Consider the following 21,145-nt stretch of genomic DNA (forward strand, 5'->3'; position numbering starts at 1 on the left):
AAGGTACAACTTCAGGTCACAATTCATATTGATATCCAAGACTTATTACAGCAGCCCCTGTTTTATTTTTGCCGTTAGCGCTATTTTTCTGAATGATGATTAAACCATAATTGCCGCCAACTTCAAAAAAAATGCTGCCCCTTACAATCTTATAGCCTAAGCCCAGGTGACCCGTTATCCCCGCATTGAAACGATGCAAATCACTGATGATATTATCATTGCTATCGAATGATTGGGGCTCTGGACTAAGCGGCTGGGTTTTATTTTTATCCAGATAAATGAGGCTGGAGCCTTTTGTACTATTTTTTGCATTTAAAAGGTAGCTGGCAAATGGTCCTGCCGCAATATAGGCTCCCCAGTTCTTTTTTAGATCCAAGCGATACTTAACTAATATGGGCAACATGAGGTAAGTCATTTTTGACTGGCTTTTGTAATCAGCATAAAGATAAGCTGGTGCGGCTCCGGGCGGGAATTGTTGCGCCATCTCATCCGGTATTTTAAAGGCCTGCATTCCATTCTTTTTCCCACCCTGAACTGAATGTTCCAATTGCGGCTGAATAGAGAAATGTTTATTGATGTGAAATTCAGCCTGTATGGCACCATACCCATTTAATTGTGAGCTATACCCGGAACTAAGGGGGTTATCTGAATTTCCGGAAGTTAAATTAGGGATGCTTAGCCCCACTTTGAAACCCATTTCTATTTTCGATTGGGCGAAGGAAATCTTGACAATCAAAATAACTACTATAAAAAGCGTATAACGTTTCATTTGAATTCGATTTTTTTAGTGCAGTTGTCTCTCGTTAATAGTTGATCTATTGTTTTTTTAAAAAAACTAATTCAATGTAAAATTATCATTCCCGTTAAAGGCAGATCAATGATGTCAGTCACAGCTAAATGTGATGTTAATTATAGTCAGTAAGCTTTATCCGTTGTAAAAGCCAGATGTAGGAACCTGTTACAGTCAGCATTATGACTATGCCCTTAAAACAATGGTTGTTTTCCCGGATTTTCTTTAGGAATATGCTTGCCTCTTTTGGGCTTATTCTGGTGCACCGGGTGCGTGATTACCAAAATAACTACCACCTGTATTTTCAAAAGGAACCCTTTGCGCTTCGTTATGTAAATGAAATCTTCAATAAGTTACATGAATATCATATGATCATCAATCGTAAAAGGGGTGTTATTTAAAAACGCAAATTACCTTGTTATAGTTGTGATTGTCTGACCAAACTATTGTATATTCCAATAAGGCAAAAACAACCACTGAAAACAGGGAGTATGTAAAAATTAATGAATCCTATTTAATTTAAAATCTAAATTCGGATAATGTCTCCAAACTGGTTAATGAATAAGTCGATTGTAAATCAATGTATTAGGGGTGAAGAGGATGGTTCTGGTTTCTTTATTGGCAATTTTAAAATCTTCCTCTCTGGAAGAAGTGGCCAGCATTACATTGAGTTCCTGAGATTTCCTCTGCGATGGCTTCTTTAAGAGTGGGATGGGCGTATTATTGAAATAACTAAACATCTTCTCTTTTATATCTGGCAATTACAACCATGGTGATCGTAATCACTACCAGGTATAGAAATGTTGTATTGTAGAATGAATAGTGTTCCATATTGCTCTGCGTAACATTGAATAACGTAAAGGCATTATCGCCTGTCCTTGAGACCAGTGCCTGCGCATAATTCCAGCCAAAATGCAACCCAATCGGAAATAATAGCTTTTTTGTTTTTATGTAACCCAGGCCAAATAACAAGGATCCCATTCCTGTGGTAAGCATCACTTTTCCCATTTCAAGTGGCGTCATCGAGGAATTGATATGCATCAGCCCAAAGGGAATAGCAATGGCAATTTGTGCGACCCACGGCCTGTAGTTTTTCAACAATTCCTGAAAAGGATATCCTCTAAATACAAATTCCTGAACAAAGGCTGACCATAAAACCATAATGAGTGTTATCACTAAATTTATGACCGAAATTTGTTTATTCAGATGCCATTGCTCCTTTGCAAACCATATTATTAAAAGGGATGTGACAATAAACATCAGAAGGCCGATCCCTGATCCAATAAAAAAATTTTTCCAATCCCTTTTGCGTGTGGGAATAAACCCGATTGTAGTAATTGCTAGCTTTTGCTTGCGCAAGATCCATAAGCTCGATAAAAATGATACGCAAAAATAAAAGAACAGGTTATCCAGTACGGGGACAAATTTTGCAATTACTGTTGCTATTGATAAAACCAGAAAATACATCATGACCGTTAACCACGGCTGCAATCCTTTTGGCGTAGACATTCTTTTGAATTTATAGTAAAGATAGAATAGCGGATCTTTGATAAGGCGAAAAACCGGTAAACTGCTATAACTAATCGGTAAATAAGATTGCTTTCTGTTTTTGAGCTTTGGATTGTGGCGAACCTATAACTTATGAAAGTACAATCCAATACTTGGTATGGCCTTCAGTTTGAAAACCTGATTTGTCTGGATAATGAGAGGAATGTTACGACGCGCGCATATTACAAATCAAGCCGGCGGATTGCAGGATGGAGACAAAATAACAGAATATAAGGATTAAGACGAAGTTGTCGTATCTTTTACATTGGCAATCAGCTCCTGTTCGAATTGAAACAGAGGGTATTTGCCATGACGAACTATTATTTATTTGAGTATAGCTCTGAATTCCAATGTCTTATAATATTCCCGATCATTTTAAGGGCCTGACGGAGCGCCAGGTGATTGCTTCGAGAAAGCAGTACGGTTACAACCAAATGGGAAAAGTAAATAAAGGCAGCTGGCTTGAATTATTGATGGGTGTACTGAAAGAACCAATGCTTATCCTGCTTTTTGCCATTTCAATTATTTACGTTTTGATCGGTGATTATGGAGAAGCCTCGTTTATGTTTTTTGCAATCATCGCTGTTTCTGCGATTTCTTTTTATCAGGATAATCGCAGTAAAAAAGCCCTGGAAGCATTGGAAAGACTGAATGAGCCTTTGAGTGTTGTGATCAGGACTTCTGCAGTAGTACAAATTCCCACACATGAAATAGTAGTAGGTGATCTCTGTATTACGGAAGAGGGGAAAATGATCAATGCTGACGGGCGCATTGTACACAGCAACGATTTTTCGGTGAACGAGGCTTCGCTTACTGGTGAGAGTTTATCAGTTTTCAAGAACAGTAATGCAGAAGATAATAAAGTCTATAGTGGTACAGTCGTTGTTTCCGGTTTGGCAATCTTTGAAGTAGAAAAAGTAGGAAAAGAAACCCGTATCGGCAAAATTGGTGAATCGATAGCCGGAATAAAGGATGAAACATCTCCACTGCAATTGCAGATCCGAAGGTTTGTTAAGGTGATGGCTATTACCGGTATTGTTATTTTTCTGATAGTCTGTGCTTTTAATTATTACCATACCAGGAACCTCATTGAAAGCCTGCTTAACGGTCTTACGCTTGCCATGTCTGTACTTCCTGAGGAAATCCCCGTTGCTTTTACCACTTTTATGGCACTGGGTGCCTGGGAGCTGATGCGGGAAGGTATTATTATCAAGAGAAGCGCTATTGTTGAAACTCTGGGCAGCACAACGGTGATCTGTACCGACAAAACGGGAACCATTACTGAGAATAGCATGGAACTAAAATACCTGTACGATTACCAGTCGGACAAGACTTTTAGTGAAGGAGAATTTGGTGCTGCCAGCCTTGAAACGCTGATCGATTACGCTATGTGGAGCAGTGAACCCGTTCCGTTTGACCCGATGGAAAAAACACTACATCGGGTATATGAGCAAACGAAAAAAAAAGATTTGCGTAAAGAGTACCAGCTCTTTTATGAATATCCTTTGGAGGGGAAGCCTCCAATGATGACCCATCTTTTTGAAAATGGGGATGAGAAGCGCGTTATAGCTGCAAAGGGTGCGCCGGAAGCTATTATTGCTGTTTCCAGACTCTCTGGGGAAGCGAAAAATAAGATAAGAAGTGTTGTAGAAAAATTTGCCCGACAGGGATATCGGGTTTTGGGCGTTGCCCGGTCAGGTTTTGAGGGTAATAACTTCCCCAAGAAGCAGCAGGAATTTGAGTTTGGATTTATTGGGCTTGTTGTATTTTATGATCCGCCCAAAAAAGGCATTAACGAGGTGTTTCAACATATTTATGATGCGGGTATAAAAGTAAAAGTAATTACGGGAGATAATATTGATACCACAAAAAGTATTGCTTCGCAGGCAGGAATTAGAAATACCGCAGCTGTAGTAGAAGGAAAACAGATCGCCGGATACACAGAAACAGAGTTGATGCAGGTCTGTGAAGAAAAAGTGTTGTTTACCCGTATGTTCCCTGACGCAAAGTTGGCTGTAGTTAATGCCTTGAAAAAGAGAGGGGAAGTGGTGGCAATGCTGGGTGATGGTGTAAACGACGGTCCCGCACTTAAAGCGGCTCATATTGGTGTAGCCATGGGGAGTAAGGGCACCGAAATAGCAAAAGCAGCAGCCTCATTGGTAATTACAAATGATGATCTGGGAAAACTGGTTATTGGTATTGCCGCCGGCAGAAGGATTTATTCCAACATCAAGAAGGCCGTCCAGTATATTATTTCTATTCACATTCCTATTATACTTACTGTATCATTACCGTTGTTTCTGGGATGGAGATTCCCTCAAATATTTACTCCGGTACACGTTATTTTTCTGGAATTGGTGATGGGTCCCACTTGTTCCATTGTATATGAGAACGAGCCCATGGAAAAAAACACGATGAAACTGCCGCCAAGAATAATGACGGATACTTTTTTGAACTGGCGAGAATTAACCATTAGTATCTTTCAGGGGCTGGCAATTACTGCTGGCGTGCTGTTTGCGTATCAGTTAGGTGTACAAAGCGGCGGTAATGAGCAAAAGACCCGGGCAATGGTTTTTAGCACGTTGATCTTTGCTAATATAATGCTAAGTCTGGTAAACCGCTCTTTTTTTTACAGCCTGTTTGAAAGTTTTAAAAATAGAAACCCTCTTTTTGTAATCATTAACGGATTGACATTAGTGCTTCTTTTTGCCATATTATATATCAGACCGTTCTCTGTTTTTTTTAAAACTGCAGGATTGAACTTGTCTGAACTAGGAACCGTTGCTCTTATTGCGGTAGTATCTGTCGTATGGTTTGAACTTTATAAGATGATCAAAAGAAACAAAAAAAGGGGCTTGTAGAGCGGAAAGGAGTGGATACGTAAAATCGGCTTGTGAGAGTAGAATGTAGTAAGTAAATTTGGTGTATTTTTATATTATTTTTTATTATGGAATTATTGGAGCAGATTGTGGAATTTAAATCTTCCCCTGGGTTAATAGCGGAATTGTATAAATATGGGATTCAAAAAAACTACAAAGCCGGAAGTATCATACTGAATGAAAATGCTTCTGTTCGTTCGATTCCAATTGTTACAAAGGGAATGCTGAAGGTTATCCGGACCGAAGAAGACGGCCGGGAAATTCTACTGTATTATATTAAGGCAGGTGAAAGCTGTATCATGTCTTTTTTGGGTGGACTGCACAATGAAACAAGTAAAGTTAAGGCAGAGGCAGATGATGATGTGGAGATCCTCTTCTTGCCAATTGAAAAAGTGTCATTGTTCATTAAAGAATATCCGCAGTGGCTGGATTATATTTTTCGCTTGTATCACAAACGTTTTGAGGAGCTGCTGGAAATTGTTAATGCGATCGCTTTTAAGAAAGTAGATGAGCGATTGCTGTCCTTACTTCAGAAGAAAAAAGTGCTAACAGGAAATAAAACATTAAATATTACACACGAACAATTGGCTAACGAACTGGGAACAGCCCGGGTTGTAGTGTCACGGTTATTAAAGCAGTTAGAGGAAAACAAAATGGTCCAGCTGGGCAGAAATAAAATTACGCTTGTGTAACTAAAGTAGCTGTACAGGTTTTTGAATTGTTGCAGTTTTGTACGATCAATTCAAAAGTCAATGGTTATAGCAGGTTATATGGCATCGGTTTTTATTGGCTTCTCTCTCGGGCTCATAGGCGGTGGAGGCAGCATTCTTACTGTTCCTGTATTAGTATATCTTTTTGAAATAGACCCTGTTCTGGCAACAACTTATTCACTTTTTATTGTGAGTGTCACCAGTGCCGTGGGGTCGGTCTCATACCTGAGAAAAAGATGGGTAAATGTTAAGGCTGCGATTGTTTTTGGTATCCCGTCAATCGCTGCTATTTTTCTTACAAGAACCTATTTTCTTCCATTAATTCCCCAGGAGATTTTCAGTATAACAACTTTTAAGGTTACAAAAAGTATTTTATTAATGTTGCTTTTTGCGATATTGATGATCGTTGCGTCTTATAGTATGATACGTGCGGAAAGGAAAGAAAGTGACCGCAGCACACAACAGGAACCTCTTCGATACACACAATTGATTATCCAGGGTGTTTTTATCGGAGGCGTTACCGGATTGGTGGGTGCCGGTGGAGGATTCCTGATTATTCCTGCCTTAGTGCACTTAATAAAATTGCCAATGAAAACTGCCGTTGGTACGTCGCTGGTTATTATCTCGGCTAATTCTCTGTTAGGATTCCTTTTTTCCTTGCCCCATATGTCGGTGCAGTGGACGCTTTTGACCGGTATTACTTTTATTGCAATAATCGGTATCCTGATCGGTAGCTATCTATCATCTAAAATTGAAGGTAAAATATTAAAGCCGGCTTTTGGATGGTTTGTGTTAGTGATGGGCATTTACATACTGGTAAAAGAAATTGCGCTATAGCCTGAGTAGAGCTATATAGAGGTGATTTTAGCTAATGTAACAAAAGTAGCAGTAGAAGATAAATAATCGTCAGAAATTTACAATATCAAAGTACATAATTATTAAAACAATTCAGTATGTTTTTTCAACACATTTACGACAAGAGTTTGGCGCAGAGTAGTTACATAATAGGTTGCCAAGCAACGGGGGAGGCAATAATAATAGATGCCAAAAGAGATATCGATGTATACCTGGAAATAGCAAAACAGAACAATCTTCGTATCACGCATATTACAGAAACGCATATTCATGCAGACTTCCTTTGTGGCTCCCGGGAGCTTGCTGCCGTTACAGGAGCAACGATGTACCTTTCGGATGAAGGTGGTGAGAACTGGCAATATCAATTTGCGCATCAAGGTCTAAAAAATGGCGATAGGATCAGGGTAGGCAATCTGATGCTGGAAGTTATGCACACACCCGGGCATACTCCGGAAAGTATCAGCTTTTTGTTGACCGATCACCCGGCCACCGAAAAACCGGTAATGATATTTACAGGTGACTTTGTATTTGTTGGAGATATTGGACGCCCTGATTTATTGGAAAAAGCAGCAGGACTTTTCGGTACAAAAGAGATCGGAGCCAAACAGCTGTTTCAGTCGTTGAAAAAATTTGCTCCACTCCCCGAATATGTTCAGGTATGGCCGGCTCACGGGGCAGGCTCAGCTTGTGGAAAGGCTTTGGGAGCAGTTCATAACAGTACAGTAGGTTACGAAAAAATCCGCAATTGGGCCTTTCAATATGATGAAGATGAAAAGAAGTTTACCAGTTATTTATTAGCAGATCAACCAGAACCGCCGAAATATTTTGCTATGATGAAGCACCTGAACAAGGTCAACCGTCCGCTGCTGATCGAAGTTCCGAAGCCTACTCGGTTAACCCAGGAACAGTTCCTTTCTGCCTATAAGAAAGGGATTAAAGTAATTGATACCCGTGATAAAGCTGATTTTGCTAAGGGATTTATTCCCGGCAGCTTTAACATTCAGGGCAATAACTCCTTTTCAACCTGGTGTGGTTGGTTATTGAACTATCAGGAACAATTCATGTTGGTGGCTGATAATAGCCAAATGGAAGATTTGACACGTAAACTGATGCGTATCGGCATGGATAACATCTATGGCTATATTCCAGCGGTAGAGGAGTTAGACATCGAACTTCAGACGACAGATGTAATTTCTTTAGATGCATTTAAAACGTACATCGGAAAAGAAGGTGTGCAGATTATAGATGTGCGTGGCGCATCCGAGTACGAAGCAGGGCATATAGACGGGGCAGACAATATTTTTGTCGGGACCATTCGGGAGAACCTTGATAAAATCAGTAAAGACAAACAAGTAGTTATTTACTGCCAGGCGGGAGATCGTTCAACAATTGCGTATTCCATACTTGCCAAAAATGGTTTTAGAAACGTAAAAATTTTTTCAGGAGGAATGAAAGAATGGTCTTCGGAGAATCGTGAAACAGCTTGCTGTGCATATTATTAATTCTTAAAATAGAGTACTATGGGATTTTTTTCGAACATTTTCGGGAACACAGATAGTAATGATTTAACCAAAGCTATAAAAAATGGAGCTTTTTTGGTGGATGTACGCACAGGTGCAGAATTTTCGGGCGGCAGTGTAAATGGTGCAATAAACATTCCCGTAGAAAGCATACCATCCGAACTAGTAAAATTCAAAGGGAAAAAATGTATTGTTGTTTTTTGCATGAGTGGTGGCCGTAGCAGCCAGGCGAAACGCATATTGGAACAAAATGGTTTTCAAAATGTGGTCAACGGTGGATCCTGGCGAAACGTAAGGGAGGTCGTAATCAGAAATCTATAATAATAAAAAAGAATACGGAGACAATTGGCAAAACGGTGTTCATACTGTTAATGATATTGGAAGGGTTGCTTTCATAGTTTTTGAATACCGGTTGTTGCTGTGCCGAAGGCTGGGATACGACTATTTTAAAAAGCGATGAAAATAATTATTAAAAAGTGAAACCTATTATGAATAATGATAAACAAAAGAAGCACTGGGAGACAGTATATGAAACTACGCGCCCTAGTGAGGTAAGCTGGACACAGGAGATTCCCAGGATTTCATTGGATCTTATTGCTTCATTTGGTGTGGATAAGCAGGCAAAAATTATAGACGTGGGTGGTGGCGATAGTAAACTGGTTGATCATTTACTTGAACAAGGGTATAAAAATATAACGGTTTTAGATATATCAGAAAAAGCACTTGAGAAAGCAAAAGAGCGTTTAGGAGTTAAAGCAGGTAACGTAAGCTGGATCGTAAGTGATATTATGGACTTTAAGCCCAAAACAACTTATGATATATGGCATGATAGAGCTACTTTTCATTTCCTGACAATGAGGGAGCAAGTTTCAATGTACGTAAGCATTGCTCAAAGATCTGTAACAAAATTTCTGACGATTGGCACTTTTTCGGAATATGGCCCGCAAAAATGCAGCGGACTTCCTATTAAGCAATATAGTGAAACAACACTTTCTAATAGCTTTGTCGGCAGTTTTGAAAAAATTCGTTGCACAACAGAAAATCACACCACACCTTTTCAGACCATACAGCAGTTCCTGTTCTGCAGCTTCAAAAGAAAAATATAAAGATGATGACATTCATAAAACAGCCCTGGCCCTGGTATGTGGCGGGACCTCTTATTGGACTTACAGTACCCATCTTATTAATTCTGGGAAATAAATCGTTTGGGATCAGCTCATCCCTCCGGCATATCTGTGCTTCTTGTATGCCGGCTAATATTCCATTTTTTCAGTATGATTGGAAAAAAGAGGTATGGAACCTGTTTTTTGCCCTGGGGATTTTTTTAGGTGGTGCTATAGCTATAAACCTGTTATCAATCCCGTCTGTTATCCAGATCAATCCTAAGCTCGTACAAGAGCTAGCTGGATACGGTATTACCAATTATAACAATTTAGTTCCTGAAGATATCATTAGCTGGCAGTCGTTGTTTACGATGAAGGGATTTATATTAATGATCATTGGTGGTTTTTTAGTGGGTTTTGGTACACGGTATGCCGGGGGATGTACCAGTGGCCATGCTATAATGGGCCTATCAAATTTGCAGCGACCTTCTTTAATTGCCACCATTTTCTTTATGATTGGAGGGTTCATTATGGCAAACCTGATTTTGCCCTTTGTTTTATCACTTTAATAAATTGAGCGCGATAAGATGTACTCTATGGGTAACAAAAATTTTGAAACACGTTCGCTGGATGCAATGTGTGTAAATGAAAGCATGTTAAAACACAAATGGTACCACAATCTGAAGTACCTGGTCGTCGGGATACTGTTTGGTATTGTATTGATTAAAGCCGAGGTTGTAAGCTGGTTTCGTATACAGGAAATGTTTCGCCTGCAATCATTCCATATGTATGGAATAATCGGAAGTGCCGTAATAACAGGCATTATTTCCATATGGGTTATTAAGAAATTCAATATCAAAACGATTTACGGCGAACCCATTACAATCTCGCCAAAGACGTTCAACAAAGGGCAAATTTATGGCGGATTGATTTTTGGTTTGGGCTGGGCTATGACGGGGGCTTGCCCGGGACCGATTTTTGCGCAAATCGGAACGGGGAGCACTGTCATTTTGGTTACGCTTTTGAGTGCTGTTGCCGGCACCTGGGTTTATGGTTGGCTAAGAGAAAAATTGCCTCATTAAAGCCCATGTCCGTGTCAGATTTGTGCATTTACTAATCTGAAACGAATTGATGATTTGTTAAATCTCCAGCATATACCAGCCTGGATGTTCAGGCCACAATCAATGACAATACAGATAACAATGTTTGTTTAGAAGCACTTTTTAGTACTCCCATTTCCAATTTTTAATTTCTGGTATATCATCAAAATAAGTGCTGATATACGCTTTATGCTCATTTAATTTTTGCTCACAATAAGCATCAAACTGGTCCCTTTTATATACCATCCCGGGAACGCGTCTAACTGCTTCCATTGCCAGTTGATATCTGCTCATATTATTCAGTACCGTCATGTCAAATGGGGTAGTGGTTGTACCTTCTTCCATATACCCCCGTACATGAAACCTTGGAGGGTTGGGACGCCCATGAACCAGGTCATGGATAATGCGTACATAGCCGTGAAAAGCAAATATTACATGAGCATTATCTGTAAAGAGCTCGGTAAATTGCTCGTCGCTTAAACCATGTGGATGGTATAATACCGGTGATAATGTCATAAGATCCACAACATTTACGAGTCGTACCTTTAGCTCTGGAAGCTGTTTGCGTAAAATTGAAACGGCAGCCACAGCTTCTAGTGTAGGAACATCCCCTGCACAGGCGATGATGACATCTGGTTGGGTTCCGTCATCGTTACCGGCCCATTTCCATACGGATGCGCCACGCGCGCAATGTTCAACGGCTTCTTCGATTGTCAGCCATTGTAATTCGGGTTGTTTTCCTGCAACCACCAGGTTTGCATAATCCTTACTGGAAAAACAATGATGCATTACTGATAAAAGGGTATTTGCGTCTGGAGGGAAATAAATACGGGTGACGGTACTTTTTTTATTGATCACCGTATCAATAAATCCGGGGCCCTGATGGCTGTATCCATTATGGTCCTGGCGCCAGGAATGCGATGTTAACAGGTAATTCAATGAAGCTACCGGCTTGCGCCATGGCAGTTCCCTACTGGTTTTTATCCACTTTGCATATTGGCTGAACATGGAGTCAATAATGGTTATGAAAGCTTCGTAGCAGGAAAACAGTCCATGCCTTCCGGTTAATAGATATCCTTCCAGCCAACCTTCACAAAGGTGTTCACTTAAGACTTCCATTACCCGGCCATCTGCGGAAATATGGTCGTCTGTATCCAGTCTTTTTTCTAAAAAGCAACGCATTGTTTTTTCAAAAACTGCCTGTAACCGGTTTGAGGCTGTTTCATCCGGGCAAAATAACCTGAAATTCCGGTTTTCCTGGTTCAGTTCAAAAATATCGCGTAGATAATTACCGAAGATCCGGGTGCTTTCTGCTTCGGTGGTTCCGGGATGAGGAACGGTAATAGCGTATTTTTTGAAATCAGGGAGGTTCAATTCTTTAAGAACTGTTCCTCCGTTGGCCAGGGAAAGCATCCCCATCCGCTTGCCCCCATTAGGAACAATATTTTGCAATTCAGGAATCAGACTTCCATTTTTATTAAATAGTTTTTCCGGGGCATAACTGCGCATCCACTCTTCCAGAAGCTGTAGCTGTTCCGGGTTGGATTTTACATCGGTTAAGGGTACCTGATGCGACCTGAAGGAGTTTTCGATCGGCTGATGATTCCATTCTTTTGGCCCTGTCCAGCCTTTTGGCGACCTCAGGACGATCATGGGCCACCCCTCGATTTCGGGCTCATTTGTAGTTCTGGCGCGTTGTTGAAGTGTTCTGATTTGTGAATAGGCTTTGTCAAATGTTTCTGCCATTGCACGGTGCATAAGTATAGGATCACTGCCCTCTACAAAATGCACTTCATACCCGTACCCGGTAAACAAGGCCTTAAGTTCGGGATCTGTTTTCCTTGCAAGTACAGTTGGCCCTGCTATCTTATATCCGTTTAAATGCAGAATAGGGAGTACCGCTCCGTCCCTTATCGGGTTCAAAAAGCTCAGAGATTTCCAGCTACCTTCCAGAGGGGCCGTTTCGGCCTCACCATCGCCGACTACGCAGGCAACAATCAGGTCCGGATTGTCAAAAGCGGCACCAAAAGCATGTACCATTGCATATCCTAATTCTCCCCCTTCATGTATGGAACCCGGGGTATGTGCACTTACATGGCTGGGAATGCCGCCAGGAGTCGAAAACTGCCTGAATAATTTTTTCATACCTTTTTCATCCATAGATACTTTCGGGTATACTTCCGAGTAACTCCCCTCCAGATAAGTATTAGCCACGATTGCCGGCGCCCCGTGTCCCGGACCACATACATAAAGGATATTGGCATTGGTATCCTTTATCAGGCGGTTAAGGTGTACATAAATAAAGCTTAAACCCGGTGATGTGCCCCAATGGCCGAGTAGTCTAGGCTTAATATGTGCGGCCTTTAGCGGTTCACGCAGCAGCGGGTTATCTTGTAAATATATTTGCCCGGCTGCAAGATAATTGGCTGCTTGCCAGTACCGGTGCATACTTTGCAATTGTTGTTCTGTTGTCATAATTATTACGTTTTTAAGAAAAAAGAAGCATATGTTTTGCAATCATATAAGCTTCATCTGTTTTTATCACCCGTACTTTAACTGCAGAATTTTTTGAAGAAATAAGTTCACCGCTATTGCCATTCCCGGAGTTGATGCGAATACCCAGATATTGAAGACCGTCGCAAATCCTGTTTCTGATAACGGAAGCATGCTCTCCTATACCGCCGGTAAAGATCAGGGTGTCAATACCATTTAACACAGCCGTCATCGCCCCGATCATCTTTCTTATATTATAACAGAATAGGTCCAGGGCTTCGGCCACCTGGCTGTTCTCCAGCTCCAAGGAAAGGAGCGTTTCCAGGTCCGCACTTACTTCCGATACACCTTTTAGCCCTGATTCATGACTTAATAAATGTTCCAGGTCTGGGGCAGTCATTTTCTTTTGTATTAAGAGATATAATAACACGCCAGGGTCAACATCGCCACACCTTGTACCCATCATTAACCCTCCGATAGGCGTCATTCCCATTGTCGTGTCAACGGATACACCGTTATTAACAGCAGCCAGACTGGAACCATTACCCAGGTGCGCAATTACTATTTTTCCGTTAGTTTCATCTGGGACAGATCTCTGAAGGTATTGCATAATATATTCAAATGAAAGGCCATGAAACCCATATTTTTGAACTCCTTCTTTCCATAGAAATCTTGGGAGGGGGTAGTATTTTGCATGTGGAGGAATGGAACTGTGGAAAAAAGTATCAAAACAGGCAATATGTTTCACTGTCGGAAATACTTTCATAAATGTACTGATTACATTCATTTCATCGGGGATATGAGTTGGTGCTAATGATCGTATAGATTTCAAATACTCCAAAAAAACACTATCGATAAGCTCTGGCTGACGATGGGCTGTACCTCCCTGAACGATTCTGTAACCAATTGCAGTGACAGGAATTTCTTCAAGAAATAGCCACTGTGCAAACAACTGGGCGGCTGTTGCAAGGCTGTCGCAATGTTCTCTTGTATTGTTTAAAACCCGCTCTTTTTCTGTGGTTACCAAAAAATGACTTTCATCGTTACTAATATCCTGTATACTGCCCTTTAATACAAGGCCCAAATCTTTATCAACTTTAAATAGATTGATTTTTAGGCTGGAAGAGCCGGCGTTTACCGTTAAAAAGTATCGGTCCTCAATGGATTCCATGTTTTTGTACTGTGTTTTAGTGACTCATTTGTGAGGTAACCATAATTTATTACAAAAGAAATCAGAAAAGAGTTGGCTCAGAATGATCAATATCATTGAATTGGATGTGTTAAGTCATCAATCAGGGGATATGACAATCCTATTTTAGCATGTATTAAATATAAAATAGCTTAATAATGAAAACCATTATTGCAGCCACAAATTTTTCCGAGGTCTCAAATCATGCAGTGGCTTTTGCCGCGGATGTGGCAAAGACTATAAAGGCACGCCTGATTATTTTTAATGTAATTGGCCTTGTGCCTGCTATGTCGGATGCCCGGCTGCCATTGGAGGCCTGTGATGCCACTATCGAGGAATCAGATAAATTATTAAAGGAATTGTTTTCAAAAATAAAGGCAAGAGTCAATAATGAAATAGAAGTGAAGATATTGTATAAGGTAGGATCGGTGATCAGTGAACTGAATGCATTGTGCCAACGGGAAAAGCCCTTTGCAATTTTCATTGCGGCTCAATTTGTTACCGCATTTGAGCGATTCATCTTAGGTACTTATGCTGTTTCCATCGCAAAGTACAGCGCCTTTCCCGTTGTTGTCGTTCCGCTATCTGCAACCATGACCGGATTTAAAAAAATGGCTATTGCCATTGATTTCAAATTGGATAGTTCCGTGGAATGGCGTTTTTTAAGAAATTGGTTAAAATTATTTCACCCGCAAGTGGATATTGTATATGTAACTTCCGACACAACAGCCCCGGCTAATAAAGCAGCAATGACGATCAATGTGAACGCTCAACTAAAGGGTTTCGGCTTGCGATATTATTTTTTAACGAATGATAATGTCGTTGATGGGATTAAGGAATATATAGTTGAAAATAAACCCGATTTATTAATCATGTTGGTAAATAAGCATCGTTTTTTTCATAAAAGTGTAACAAAACCATTTATTGAAGCGCCTTCGGTCCCGGTGCTGTTTTTATCTTCAAAATTTAAAAGCAATGTGATGTCCTCTGCATTTGAAAGGCCAGGGCCAGCGACAGACACTTCAAAATAAAGGATGTACAACCTTTGATCAGTTTATTGCAATAGCATTCCAGTTATGAGTTATCAATCACAGTTAAATACCGAAAGCTTCTGGAGTAGCTCTGTTGAAGATCTTTTTTCGCAGCTTTCCTGTAATAGGGATGGCTTAAGCAGTGAGGACGCGGCTTACCGGTTAAAACAATATGGTCCTAACTTGGTTAAAGACAATAATCGGACTTCACTTTTATTACTGTTTCTCCGGCAATTTAAAAGTCCGATAACGATAATGCTCATTACAACAGCAGTCTTATCCGCGTTTTTAGGCGATGTTTCCGATATGTTGATCATATTGTTGATTGTGTTTGTCAGTAGTTACCTGAGTTTCTGGCAGGAAAAGGGAGCCAATAAGGCCGTTCAAGAGCTGCTTAAGTTGGTCCAATTGCGCTTTTCAGTTATTCGGGATGGTTGTAAACAGGAAGTTCCATTTGAAGCCGCTGTTCCAGGTGATATTGTTCAGCTTACGGCGGGCGATATTATTCCTGCAGATTGCCTCTTATTGGATTCCAACGAACTGTTCGTGGACGAGGCCACTTTTACAGGAGAATCATTTCCTGTTGAGAAAAGAAAGGGAATAGTAGCTGCAGATGCTCCGTTAATGAAGCGGTTAAATACTCTTTTTATGGGATCCAGCGTCGTTAGCGGAAAAGCTACTGCTTTGGTGATACATACAAGAGTATATACGGAGTTCGGAAAAATTGCCGCCAACCTTCAAATAGCAGCAGTTGAGACAGATTTTGAGAAAGGTATTCGAAGGTTTGGTTATTTGCTGATGGAACTAACGCTGCTATTAGTGCTTTCCATTTTCGCGATCAATGTACTGCTTCATAAACCTGCATTAGATTCTTTTTTGTTTTCTCTCGCACTCGCAGTGGGTCTTACACCGCAATTGCTCCCGGCAATAGTAAGCATTAACCTGTCCACCGGAGCATCACGGATGGCAGCCCAAAAGGTGGTAGTAAAACGATTATCATCTATTGAGAATCTCGGAAGCATGAATGTGCTTTGTTCCGATAAGACAGGGACGCTTACAGAAGGCAAAGTAGTATTGAAAGAAGCTTTGGATGCAGGGGGTAAGACCAGTCAAAAAGCAGCGCAATATGCCTGGATGAATGCGGCACTGCAGCAAGGATTTCATAATCCCATCGACGAGGCAATAATGACTGCATTTTCTGAGTACCGTTACAATTACAAGATAATCGGAGAGATACCCTATGATTTTATTCGCAAGCGACTGTCCGTTCAGGTTTTAGATAACGATGGAAGTCTGATGGTTACCAAGGGGGCATTTAAAAATGTGTTGGACTGCTGTAACCGGGTAGAAACAGCAGAAGGTATTGTTCCCGTTGACGAATTAATGCAGGATTTAAATCACCGCTTTGAAGTATTAAGTAACGAGGGCGCACGTATATTGGGGATTTCTTACCGGCGCTTTCCAACATCATCAATAGTTCAGAAGGATGATGAAGTTGAGATGGTGTTCCTGGGATTTATTACTTTTTTTGACCCCCTCAAGGGAGATATTATAGAAACCTTGAAGAAAATGAACGAATCGGGTGTGGCTTTAAAAGTGATAACCGGTGACAATGCCCTGATTAGTGCCCGGATGGCAGAAAATATTGGGTTGAAATCTGCTGCAATACTCACGGGAATAGAGCTGCGTGAAATAAGTGATCCTGCCTTGCTTCAGAGAGTCCGTCAGGTTGACGTATTTGCTGAGATGGAGCCCAATCAAAAAGAACGGATCATCCGGGCACTTAAAAGATCCGGATGTGTTGTAGGGTATATGGGAGATGGTATCAATGACGCGTCGGCATTACATGTAGCCGACGTGGGCATTTCCGTTGATTCGGCAGCAGATGTTGCCAAGCAGGCAGCAGATATTGTACTACTAAAACGAGACCTTGGGGTTTTATTGAATGGTATCATTGAGGGGCGCAAAACTTTTGCAAATACAATGAAGTACATTTTTATAGCAACAAGCGCCAATTTCGGGAATATGTTTAGTATGGCCGGTGCCTCATTATTCCTGCGTTTTTTACCATTACTACCCAAGCAGATCTTACTCACCAATCTTTTGACTGATTTCCCGGAGACGGCAATTGCCAGAGACAATGTTGATCCGCAGTCGATCAAACACCCTCAGCGTTGGAATCTTTCATTCATCCGTAAGTTTATGATCGTATTTGGTTTACTGAGTTCCGTTTTTGATTACCTTACTTTTGGTGTACTCATATTTTTGTTGCATGCCAATGAAAAAGAATTTCAATCGGGTTGGTTTACGGAATCTGTTATATCGGCAGTGATGGTGCTACTTATTGTGCGGACCCGGCTTCCGTTCTTCAAAAGCAGGCCGGGAAAATTGCTTACGCGGGCAGCTATTGTAATTGTGCTGGTTGTGCTAATATTACCCTTCACACCAGTTGGCTTATTTTTGGGTTTTGTGCCATTGCCATTTTCTTTTTATGGGTGGATGCTGCTGATTGTTATGGGATATGCTGCTACTGCAGAGTATGTAAAGCGAAGATTCTATCTTAAAATGACTATACGGAAGTAATACAGATATTGATTGTTGAATTTTTGAAGAGTGTGGGATCTTATTTGGAGCTACATTGATTAAACGGATCGTCAATTGTAAATGATTTTTCTGGTTTTGAAAAGTTAGTAACTTTAAGCTACTAAGCTCTGCTGTCAGACATATTAAGTTATTGTAGTGAGATTGCGTTTGAGCATAAACGGGCTCCCATAGAAAATCCAATGCTTTATAATACAAAACTATAGATAATTATGACACCTAAAAAACTATGGAGCTGGCTTGCCACAGTCATTGTAGCATCTTTTGCGGTGCTTTTATACTTTGGAGTAGATATTTATCGTAAAATACCCCCAATTCCTGACAAAGTGGTTGAGACAGGTGGCCAGCTACTATATACCGGCCAGGATATAAAAGATGGTCAGAATGTCTGGCAATCGATCGGAGGGCAAACCGTGGGTAGCGTATGGGGACATGGGGCATATATTGCTCCGGATTGGACGGCAGATTATCTCCATCGCGAAGCTTCTTTATTGCTCGAAGAATTGGCGAAAAAAGATGGTAAGATATATCGGGAGCTTCCTGACGAAGAGCAGGCTAAATATGGGATCTTGTTAAAAAGAGAGTTGCGTACCAATACATTTGATGAAAAAACGAATGCAATTGTTGTTTCGCCAGAGCGAGCTAGGGTATACAAGCAATTAGAGGAGTATTATGCTAAACTTTTTATGGGTGATTCTTCGATGACAAAATTACGAAATGCCTATGCCATACCTGTGCATACGATCAAAGATAGTAGCCGTATGAATAAGATGACTGCTTTCTTTTCCTGGAGCACCTGGGTCTGTGTTACGAATCGACCTGGCAATGACGTATCTTATACAAATAACTGGCCGCATGAAGAACTGGTAGGCAATACGCCATCTGGATCTTTATTCTTATGGTCGGGATTTAGCGTGCTGATGCTTTTAACCTGTTTAGGAATTTTGGTGCTGTATCATGCGCGGAATAAGGACGATGAAATGAGCGAAAAACCCCCGTTGGAAGATCCGCTGCGAAATATGAAACCCACTGCGTCAATGAAAGCAACCCTGAAGTATGTCTGGATTGTTGCTCTTTTGATCTTGGTGCAAATGCTATCGGGTGTTATTACAGCGCATTATGGTGTAGAAGGGAGTGCTTTTTATGGGATACCGCTGGATCGGTTTCTGCCCCAATCTGTTTCCCGTAGCTGGCACGTACAGTTAGCTATTTTCTGGATTGCCACATCGTGGCTGGCAACGGGTTTGTATATAGCACCCGCTGTTTCAGGATATGAGCCTAAATATCAAAAATTGGGTGTAAACATACTGTTCAGTGCTCTATTAATTGTTGTGCTTGGTTCGCTCGCTGGTCAATGGATGGGTGTTATGCAAAAATTGGGCCTTGTTGACAATTTCCTTTGGGGACATCAGGGGTATGAATATCTTGAATTGGGAAGAATCTGGCAGATTTTGCTATTGATTGGTTTACTCCTTTGGTTGGTGTTAATGCTGAGAGCGCTAATGCCGGCTTTGAAAAGAAAAGATGAAAATCGACATTTACTAATCCTTTTTGTTGTGGCTTCAGTAGCCATTGCTCTATTTTATGGGGCTGGGCTCATGTATGGCCGACAGACGCATCTGGCCATTGCTGAATATTGGCGATGGTGGGTGGTACATCTCTGGGTAGAAGGATTTTTTGAAGTTTTTGCAACGGTCGTGGCAGGTTTTTTATTTACCAGACTGGGATTACTAAGAATAAAGTCAGCAACAAACGCAGTATTGTTCTCCACTATTATATTTTTATCCGGAGGTATTTTAGGAACCTTTCATCACCTGTATTTTTCGGCAACACCAACCGCAGTTCTAGCGCTAGGTGCTACTTTCAGCGCATTGGAAATTGTTCCGTTGGTGCTGATCGGATACGAGGCCTACCATAACTACCAGCTTAGTAAGTCTACAAAATGGATCAAAGCTTACAAATGGCCCATTTACTGTTTTATCGCAATGTGTTTCTGGAATTTTCTGGGTGCAGGCATCTTTGGCTTTGCTATAAATCCACCAATTGCATTGTATTATATTCAGGGGCTGAATACAACAGCAGTCCATGGCCACGCGGCACTCTTTGGTGTATACGGTATTCTGGGAATAGGATTAATGCTATTTGTGCTGAGGGGGCTATACCCGGAACGACAGTGGAATGATAAGCTGATAGGGTGGGCTTTTTGGCTTACAAACATAGGCTTGTTGGTTATGGTAACCATAAGCCTTTTGCCAATTGGCATTATGCAATCTGCGGCATCCATTAAAAACGGATACTGGTATGCCCGGTCAGCAGAGTTTATGCAGACTGATGTGATGCATTTTTTGCGATGGATGCGTGTGCCTGGTGATATTTTGCTCGCAATAGGAGAACTGTTACTGGTAGTTTTTATTATAGGCCTAAAGTTTGGCTGGTCCTTAAAAGAAAAAAGGTGATGTCGTTCAAATAAAATGACTATAACGGATAATAGGATTAGTGCTTAAAAAGAGTTAACTTCAGTAATAAAGTTCTTTAATATCTCCGGGAAATCTCCATGTGCAAATTGTATGCAAATTTCTCAAAAACAAAAAAGGCTCGCTTGTGCGAACCTTTCTATCTGATTGATAATCAGTGCCCCGGGCGGGACTTGAACCCGCACGGACATTGCTGCCCACAGGATTTTAAGTCCTGCGTGTCTACCAATTCCACCACCAGGGCAATATTTTAAGAACTCAGACCTTTGCTGTCATCATCGGCCAGGAATAACTCGAGCGCTGTGTGTCTACCATCCCGATAGCTATCGGGAAATAAGTTAAGAACTACTTCACGGGGCTGGTTCTGAACATGTCGAAGAACCAACGCCCAAAAAAAATCCTCTCTATTGAGAGGACCTTTTTTCGTGAGCGGAAGACCGGGCTCGAACCGGCCACCCCGACCTTGGCAAGGTCGTGCTCTACCAAATGAGCTACTTCCGCATTTATAAGAACTTTTGTATTCTTCTCAAGTATTGGATTGTTACTTAAGGGGTTGCAAATATAAGCGATTTATTTTTATTACAAAAAAAATCGGCAACTTTTTTTTATTTATACTTCGGAGTATATAAAGTGCTTTCCTGAATGGTAACAGCAGGCTTTTCAAATCTCTTGGTATAAAGACGGTAACAGCCTCCCCATGTAAACAGGATCAGACAGGCAAATGTCAGGTAAAATAAAAAGGCAGAAGATGAAACCCAACTGAATTTAAAATCCTTTTTCTGGCTTTGCTTTAATTCTTCCTGGTATTCCTGTTCTTTTATTTGCTCAACGTCAAAATTATGTTCCATTCTG

The 21,145-nt window shown here is 40.9% G+C and carries 16 protein-coding genes and 2 tRNA genes; 11 read left to right on the forward strand and 7 right to left on the reverse strand.

Translation table 11 applies throughout. The features are described 5' to 3' along the window. Positions 1-16: 16 nt before the first annotated feature. Both K7B07_RS22230 and K7B07_RS22235 read right to left on the reverse strand, forming a co-directional pair. Positions 17-769: a porin family protein gene (locus tag K7B07_RS22230; protein ID WP_223712740.1), complete on the reverse strand. Its 753-nt coding sequence runs from the start codon at positions 767-769 to the stop codon at positions 17-19. 753 nt (positions 770-1,522) lie between these two features. After that, positions 1,523-2,299, reverse strand: coding sequence for a CPBP family intramembrane glutamic endopeptidase (locus K7B07_RS22235; protein ID WP_223712741.1), 777 nt, complete (start codon positions 2,297-2,299; stop codon positions 1,523-1,525). Between the two features lie 389 nt (positions 2,300-2,688). On the opposite strand from K7B07_RS22235, the gene K7B07_RS22240 reads away from it, so the two are divergent. The 8 genes from K7B07_RS22240 (at position 2,689) to K7B07_RS22275 (ending at position 10,487) form a co-directional block, all read left to right on the forward strand. Then, on the forward strand, positions 2,689-5,199 hold the full coding sequence (locus tag K7B07_RS22240) for a cation-translocating P-type ATPase (RefSeq protein ID WP_223712742.1): 2,511 nt from the start codon (positions 2,689-2,691) through the stop codon (positions 5,197-5,199). 86 nt (positions 5,200-5,285) lie between these two features. Next, positions 5,286-5,909 carry a Crp/Fnr family transcriptional regulator gene (locus tag K7B07_RS22245; protein ID WP_223712743.1) on the forward strand — a complete coding sequence of 208 codons (624 nt, stop codon included), beginning with the start codon at positions 5,286-5,288 and terminating at the stop codon, positions 5,907-5,909. 60 nt (positions 5,910-5,969) lie between these two features. After that, positions 5,970-6,764, forward strand: coding sequence for a sulfite exporter TauE/SafE family protein (locus K7B07_RS22250; RefSeq protein WP_223712744.1), 795 nt, complete (start codon positions 5,970-5,972; stop codon positions 6,762-6,764). Between the two features lie 116 nt (positions 6,765-6,880). After that, positions 6,881-8,284, forward strand: a complete 1,404-nt coding sequence (locus K7B07_RS22255; protein WP_223712745.1) for an MBL fold metallo-hydrolase — start codon at positions 6,881-6,883, stop codon at positions 8,282-8,284. An 18-nt stretch (positions 8,285-8,302) separates the two neighbouring features. Then, on the forward strand, positions 8,303-8,623 hold the full coding sequence (locus K7B07_RS22260) for a rhodanese-like domain-containing protein (RefSeq protein WP_223712746.1): 321 nt from the start codon (positions 8,303-8,305) through the stop codon (positions 8,621-8,623). Between the two features lie 167 nt (positions 8,624-8,790). Then, a complete protein-coding gene (locus K7B07_RS22265) occupies positions 8,791-9,408 on the forward strand; it encodes a class I SAM-dependent methyltransferase (RefSeq protein ID WP_223712747.1) in 618 nt (205 codons plus the stop codon). A 2-nt stretch (positions 9,409-9,410) separates the two neighbouring features. Further along, the gene (locus K7B07_RS22270; RefSeq protein WP_223712748.1) at positions 9,411-9,974 is read left to right on the forward strand and encodes a YeeE/YedE family protein; all 564 of its coding nucleotides are present in this window, start codon (positions 9,411-9,413) and stop codon (positions 9,972-9,974) included. Between the two features lie 27 nt (positions 9,975-10,001). Beyond that, positions 10,002-10,487 (forward strand): YeeE/YedE family protein, encoded by a 486-nt coding sequence (locus K7B07_RS22275; RefSeq protein WP_223712749.1) that lies wholly within the window; start codon positions 10,002-10,004, stop codon positions 10,485-10,487. 141 nt (positions 10,488-10,628) lie between these two features. Here the strand turns inward: K7B07_RS22275 and K7B07_RS22280 are convergent, their stop codons facing one another. Both K7B07_RS22280 and K7B07_RS22285 read right to left on the reverse strand, forming a co-directional pair. Next, positions 10,629-12,980, reverse strand: coding sequence for a phosphoketolase family protein (locus K7B07_RS22280; RefSeq protein ID WP_223712750.1), 2,352 nt, complete (start codon positions 12,978-12,980; stop codon positions 10,629-10,631). A 13-nt stretch (positions 12,981-12,993) separates the two neighbouring features. Next, a complete protein-coding gene (locus tag K7B07_RS22285; protein WP_223712751.1) occupies positions 12,994-14,169 on the reverse strand; it encodes an acetate/propionate family kinase in 1,176 nt (391 codons plus the stop codon). 176 nt (positions 14,170-14,345) lie between these two features. Between K7B07_RS22285 and K7B07_RS22290 the strand changes: the two genes are divergently transcribed. The 3 genes from K7B07_RS22290 to K7B07_RS22300 all read left to right on the forward strand — a co-directional run bounded on the left by K7B07_RS22290 (position 14,346) and on the right by K7B07_RS22300 (position 20,275). Next, positions 14,346-15,218 carry a universal stress protein gene (locus K7B07_RS22290; protein WP_223712752.1) on the forward strand — a complete coding sequence of 291 codons (873 nt, stop codon included), beginning with the start codon at positions 14,346-14,348 and terminating at the stop codon, positions 15,216-15,218. Between the two features lie 45 nt (positions 15,219-15,263). After that, positions 15,264-17,801, forward strand: a complete 2,538-nt coding sequence (gene mgtA, locus K7B07_RS22295) for a magnesium-translocating P-type ATPase (RefSeq protein WP_223712753.1) — start codon at positions 15,264-15,266, stop codon at positions 17,799-17,801. Positions 17,802-18,031: 230 nt separating this feature from the next. Beyond that, a complete protein-coding gene (locus K7B07_RS22300) occupies positions 18,032-20,275 on the forward strand; it encodes a nitric-oxide reductase large subunit (protein WP_223712754.1) in 2,244 nt (747 codons plus the stop codon). Positions 20,276-20,451: 176 nt separating this feature from the next. Here the strand turns inward: K7B07_RS22300 and K7B07_RS22305 are convergent. The 3 genes from K7B07_RS22305 to K7B07_RS22315 all read right to left on the reverse strand — a co-directional run bounded on the left by K7B07_RS22305 (position 20,452) and on the right by K7B07_RS22315 (position 21,141). After that, positions 20,452-20,537, reverse strand: a tRNA-Leu gene (locus tag K7B07_RS22305). A gap of 184 nt (positions 20,538-20,721) precedes the next feature. Further along, positions 20,722-20,794: transfer RNA gene (locus tag K7B07_RS22310), tRNA-Gly, on the reverse strand. Between the two features lie 104 nt (positions 20,795-20,898). Then, on the reverse strand, positions 20,899-21,141 hold the full coding sequence (locus K7B07_RS22315) for a hypothetical protein (RefSeq protein WP_223712755.1): 243 nt from the start codon (positions 21,139-21,141) through the stop codon (positions 20,899-20,901). Between the last annotated feature and the right edge of the window lie 4 nt (positions 21,142-21,145).

The organism is Niabella beijingensis (assembly GCF_020034665.1).
Lineage (GTDB): Bacteria > Bacteroidota > Bacteroidia > Chitinophagales > Chitinophagaceae > Niabella > Niabella beijingensis.

Bases quoted from the DNA above. Each gene is read 5' to 3' on its own strand.
- K7B07_RS22230 (WP_223712740.1), bottom strand. From the start codon at position 769: ATGAAACGTTATACGCTTTTTATAGTAGTTATTTTGATTGTCAAGATT.
- K7B07_RS22235 (WP_223712741.1), bottom strand. From the start codon at position 2,299: ATGTCTACGCCAAAAGGATTGCAGCCGTGGTTAACGGTCATGATGTAT.
- K7B07_RS22240 (WP_223712742.1), top strand. From the start codon at position 2,689: ATGTCTTATAATATTCCCGATCATTTTAAGGGCCTGACGGAGCGCCAG.
- K7B07_RS22245 (WP_223712743.1), top strand. From the start codon at position 5,286: ATGGAATTATTGGAGCAGATTGTGGAATTTAAATCTTCCCCTGGGTTA.
- K7B07_RS22250 (WP_223712744.1), top strand. From the start codon at position 5,970: ATGGTTATAGCAGGTTATATGGCATCGGTTTTTATTGGCTTCTCTCTC.
- K7B07_RS22255 (WP_223712745.1), top strand. From the start codon at position 6,881: ATGTTTTTTCAACACATTTACGACAAGAGTTTGGCGCAGAGTAGTTAC.
- K7B07_RS22260 (WP_223712746.1), top strand. From the start codon at position 8,303: ATGGGATTTTTTTCGAACATTTTCGGGAACACAGATAGTAATGATTTA.
- K7B07_RS22265 (WP_223712747.1), top strand. From the start codon at position 8,791: ATGAATAATGATAAACAAAAGAAGCACTGGGAGACAGTATATGAAACT.
- K7B07_RS22270 (WP_223712748.1), top strand. From the start codon at position 9,411: ATGATGACATTCATAAAACAGCCCTGGCCCTGGTATGTGGCGGGACCT.
- K7B07_RS22275 (WP_223712749.1), top strand. From the start codon at position 10,002: ATGGGTAACAAAAATTTTGAAACACGTTCGCTGGATGCAATGTGTGTA.
- K7B07_RS22280 (WP_223712750.1), bottom strand. From the start codon at position 12,980: ATGACAACAGAACAACAATTGCAAAGTATGCACCGGTACTGGCAAGCA.
- K7B07_RS22285 (WP_223712751.1), bottom strand. From the start codon at position 14,169: ATGGAATCCATTGAGGACCGATACTTTTTAACGGTAAACGCCGGCTCT.
- K7B07_RS22290 (WP_223712752.1), top strand. From the start codon at position 14,346: ATGAAAACCATTATTGCAGCCACAAATTTTTCCGAGGTCTCAAATCAT.
- mgtA (WP_223712753.1), top strand. From the start codon at position 15,264: ATGAGTTATCAATCACAGTTAAATACCGAAAGCTTCTGGAGTAGCTCT.
- K7B07_RS22300 (WP_223712754.1), top strand. From the start codon at position 18,032: ATGACACCTAAAAAACTATGGAGCTGGCTTGCCACAGTCATTGTAGCA.
- K7B07_RS22315 (WP_223712755.1), bottom strand. From the start codon at position 21,141: ATGGAACATAATTTTGACGTTGAGCAAATAAAAGAACAGGAATACCAG.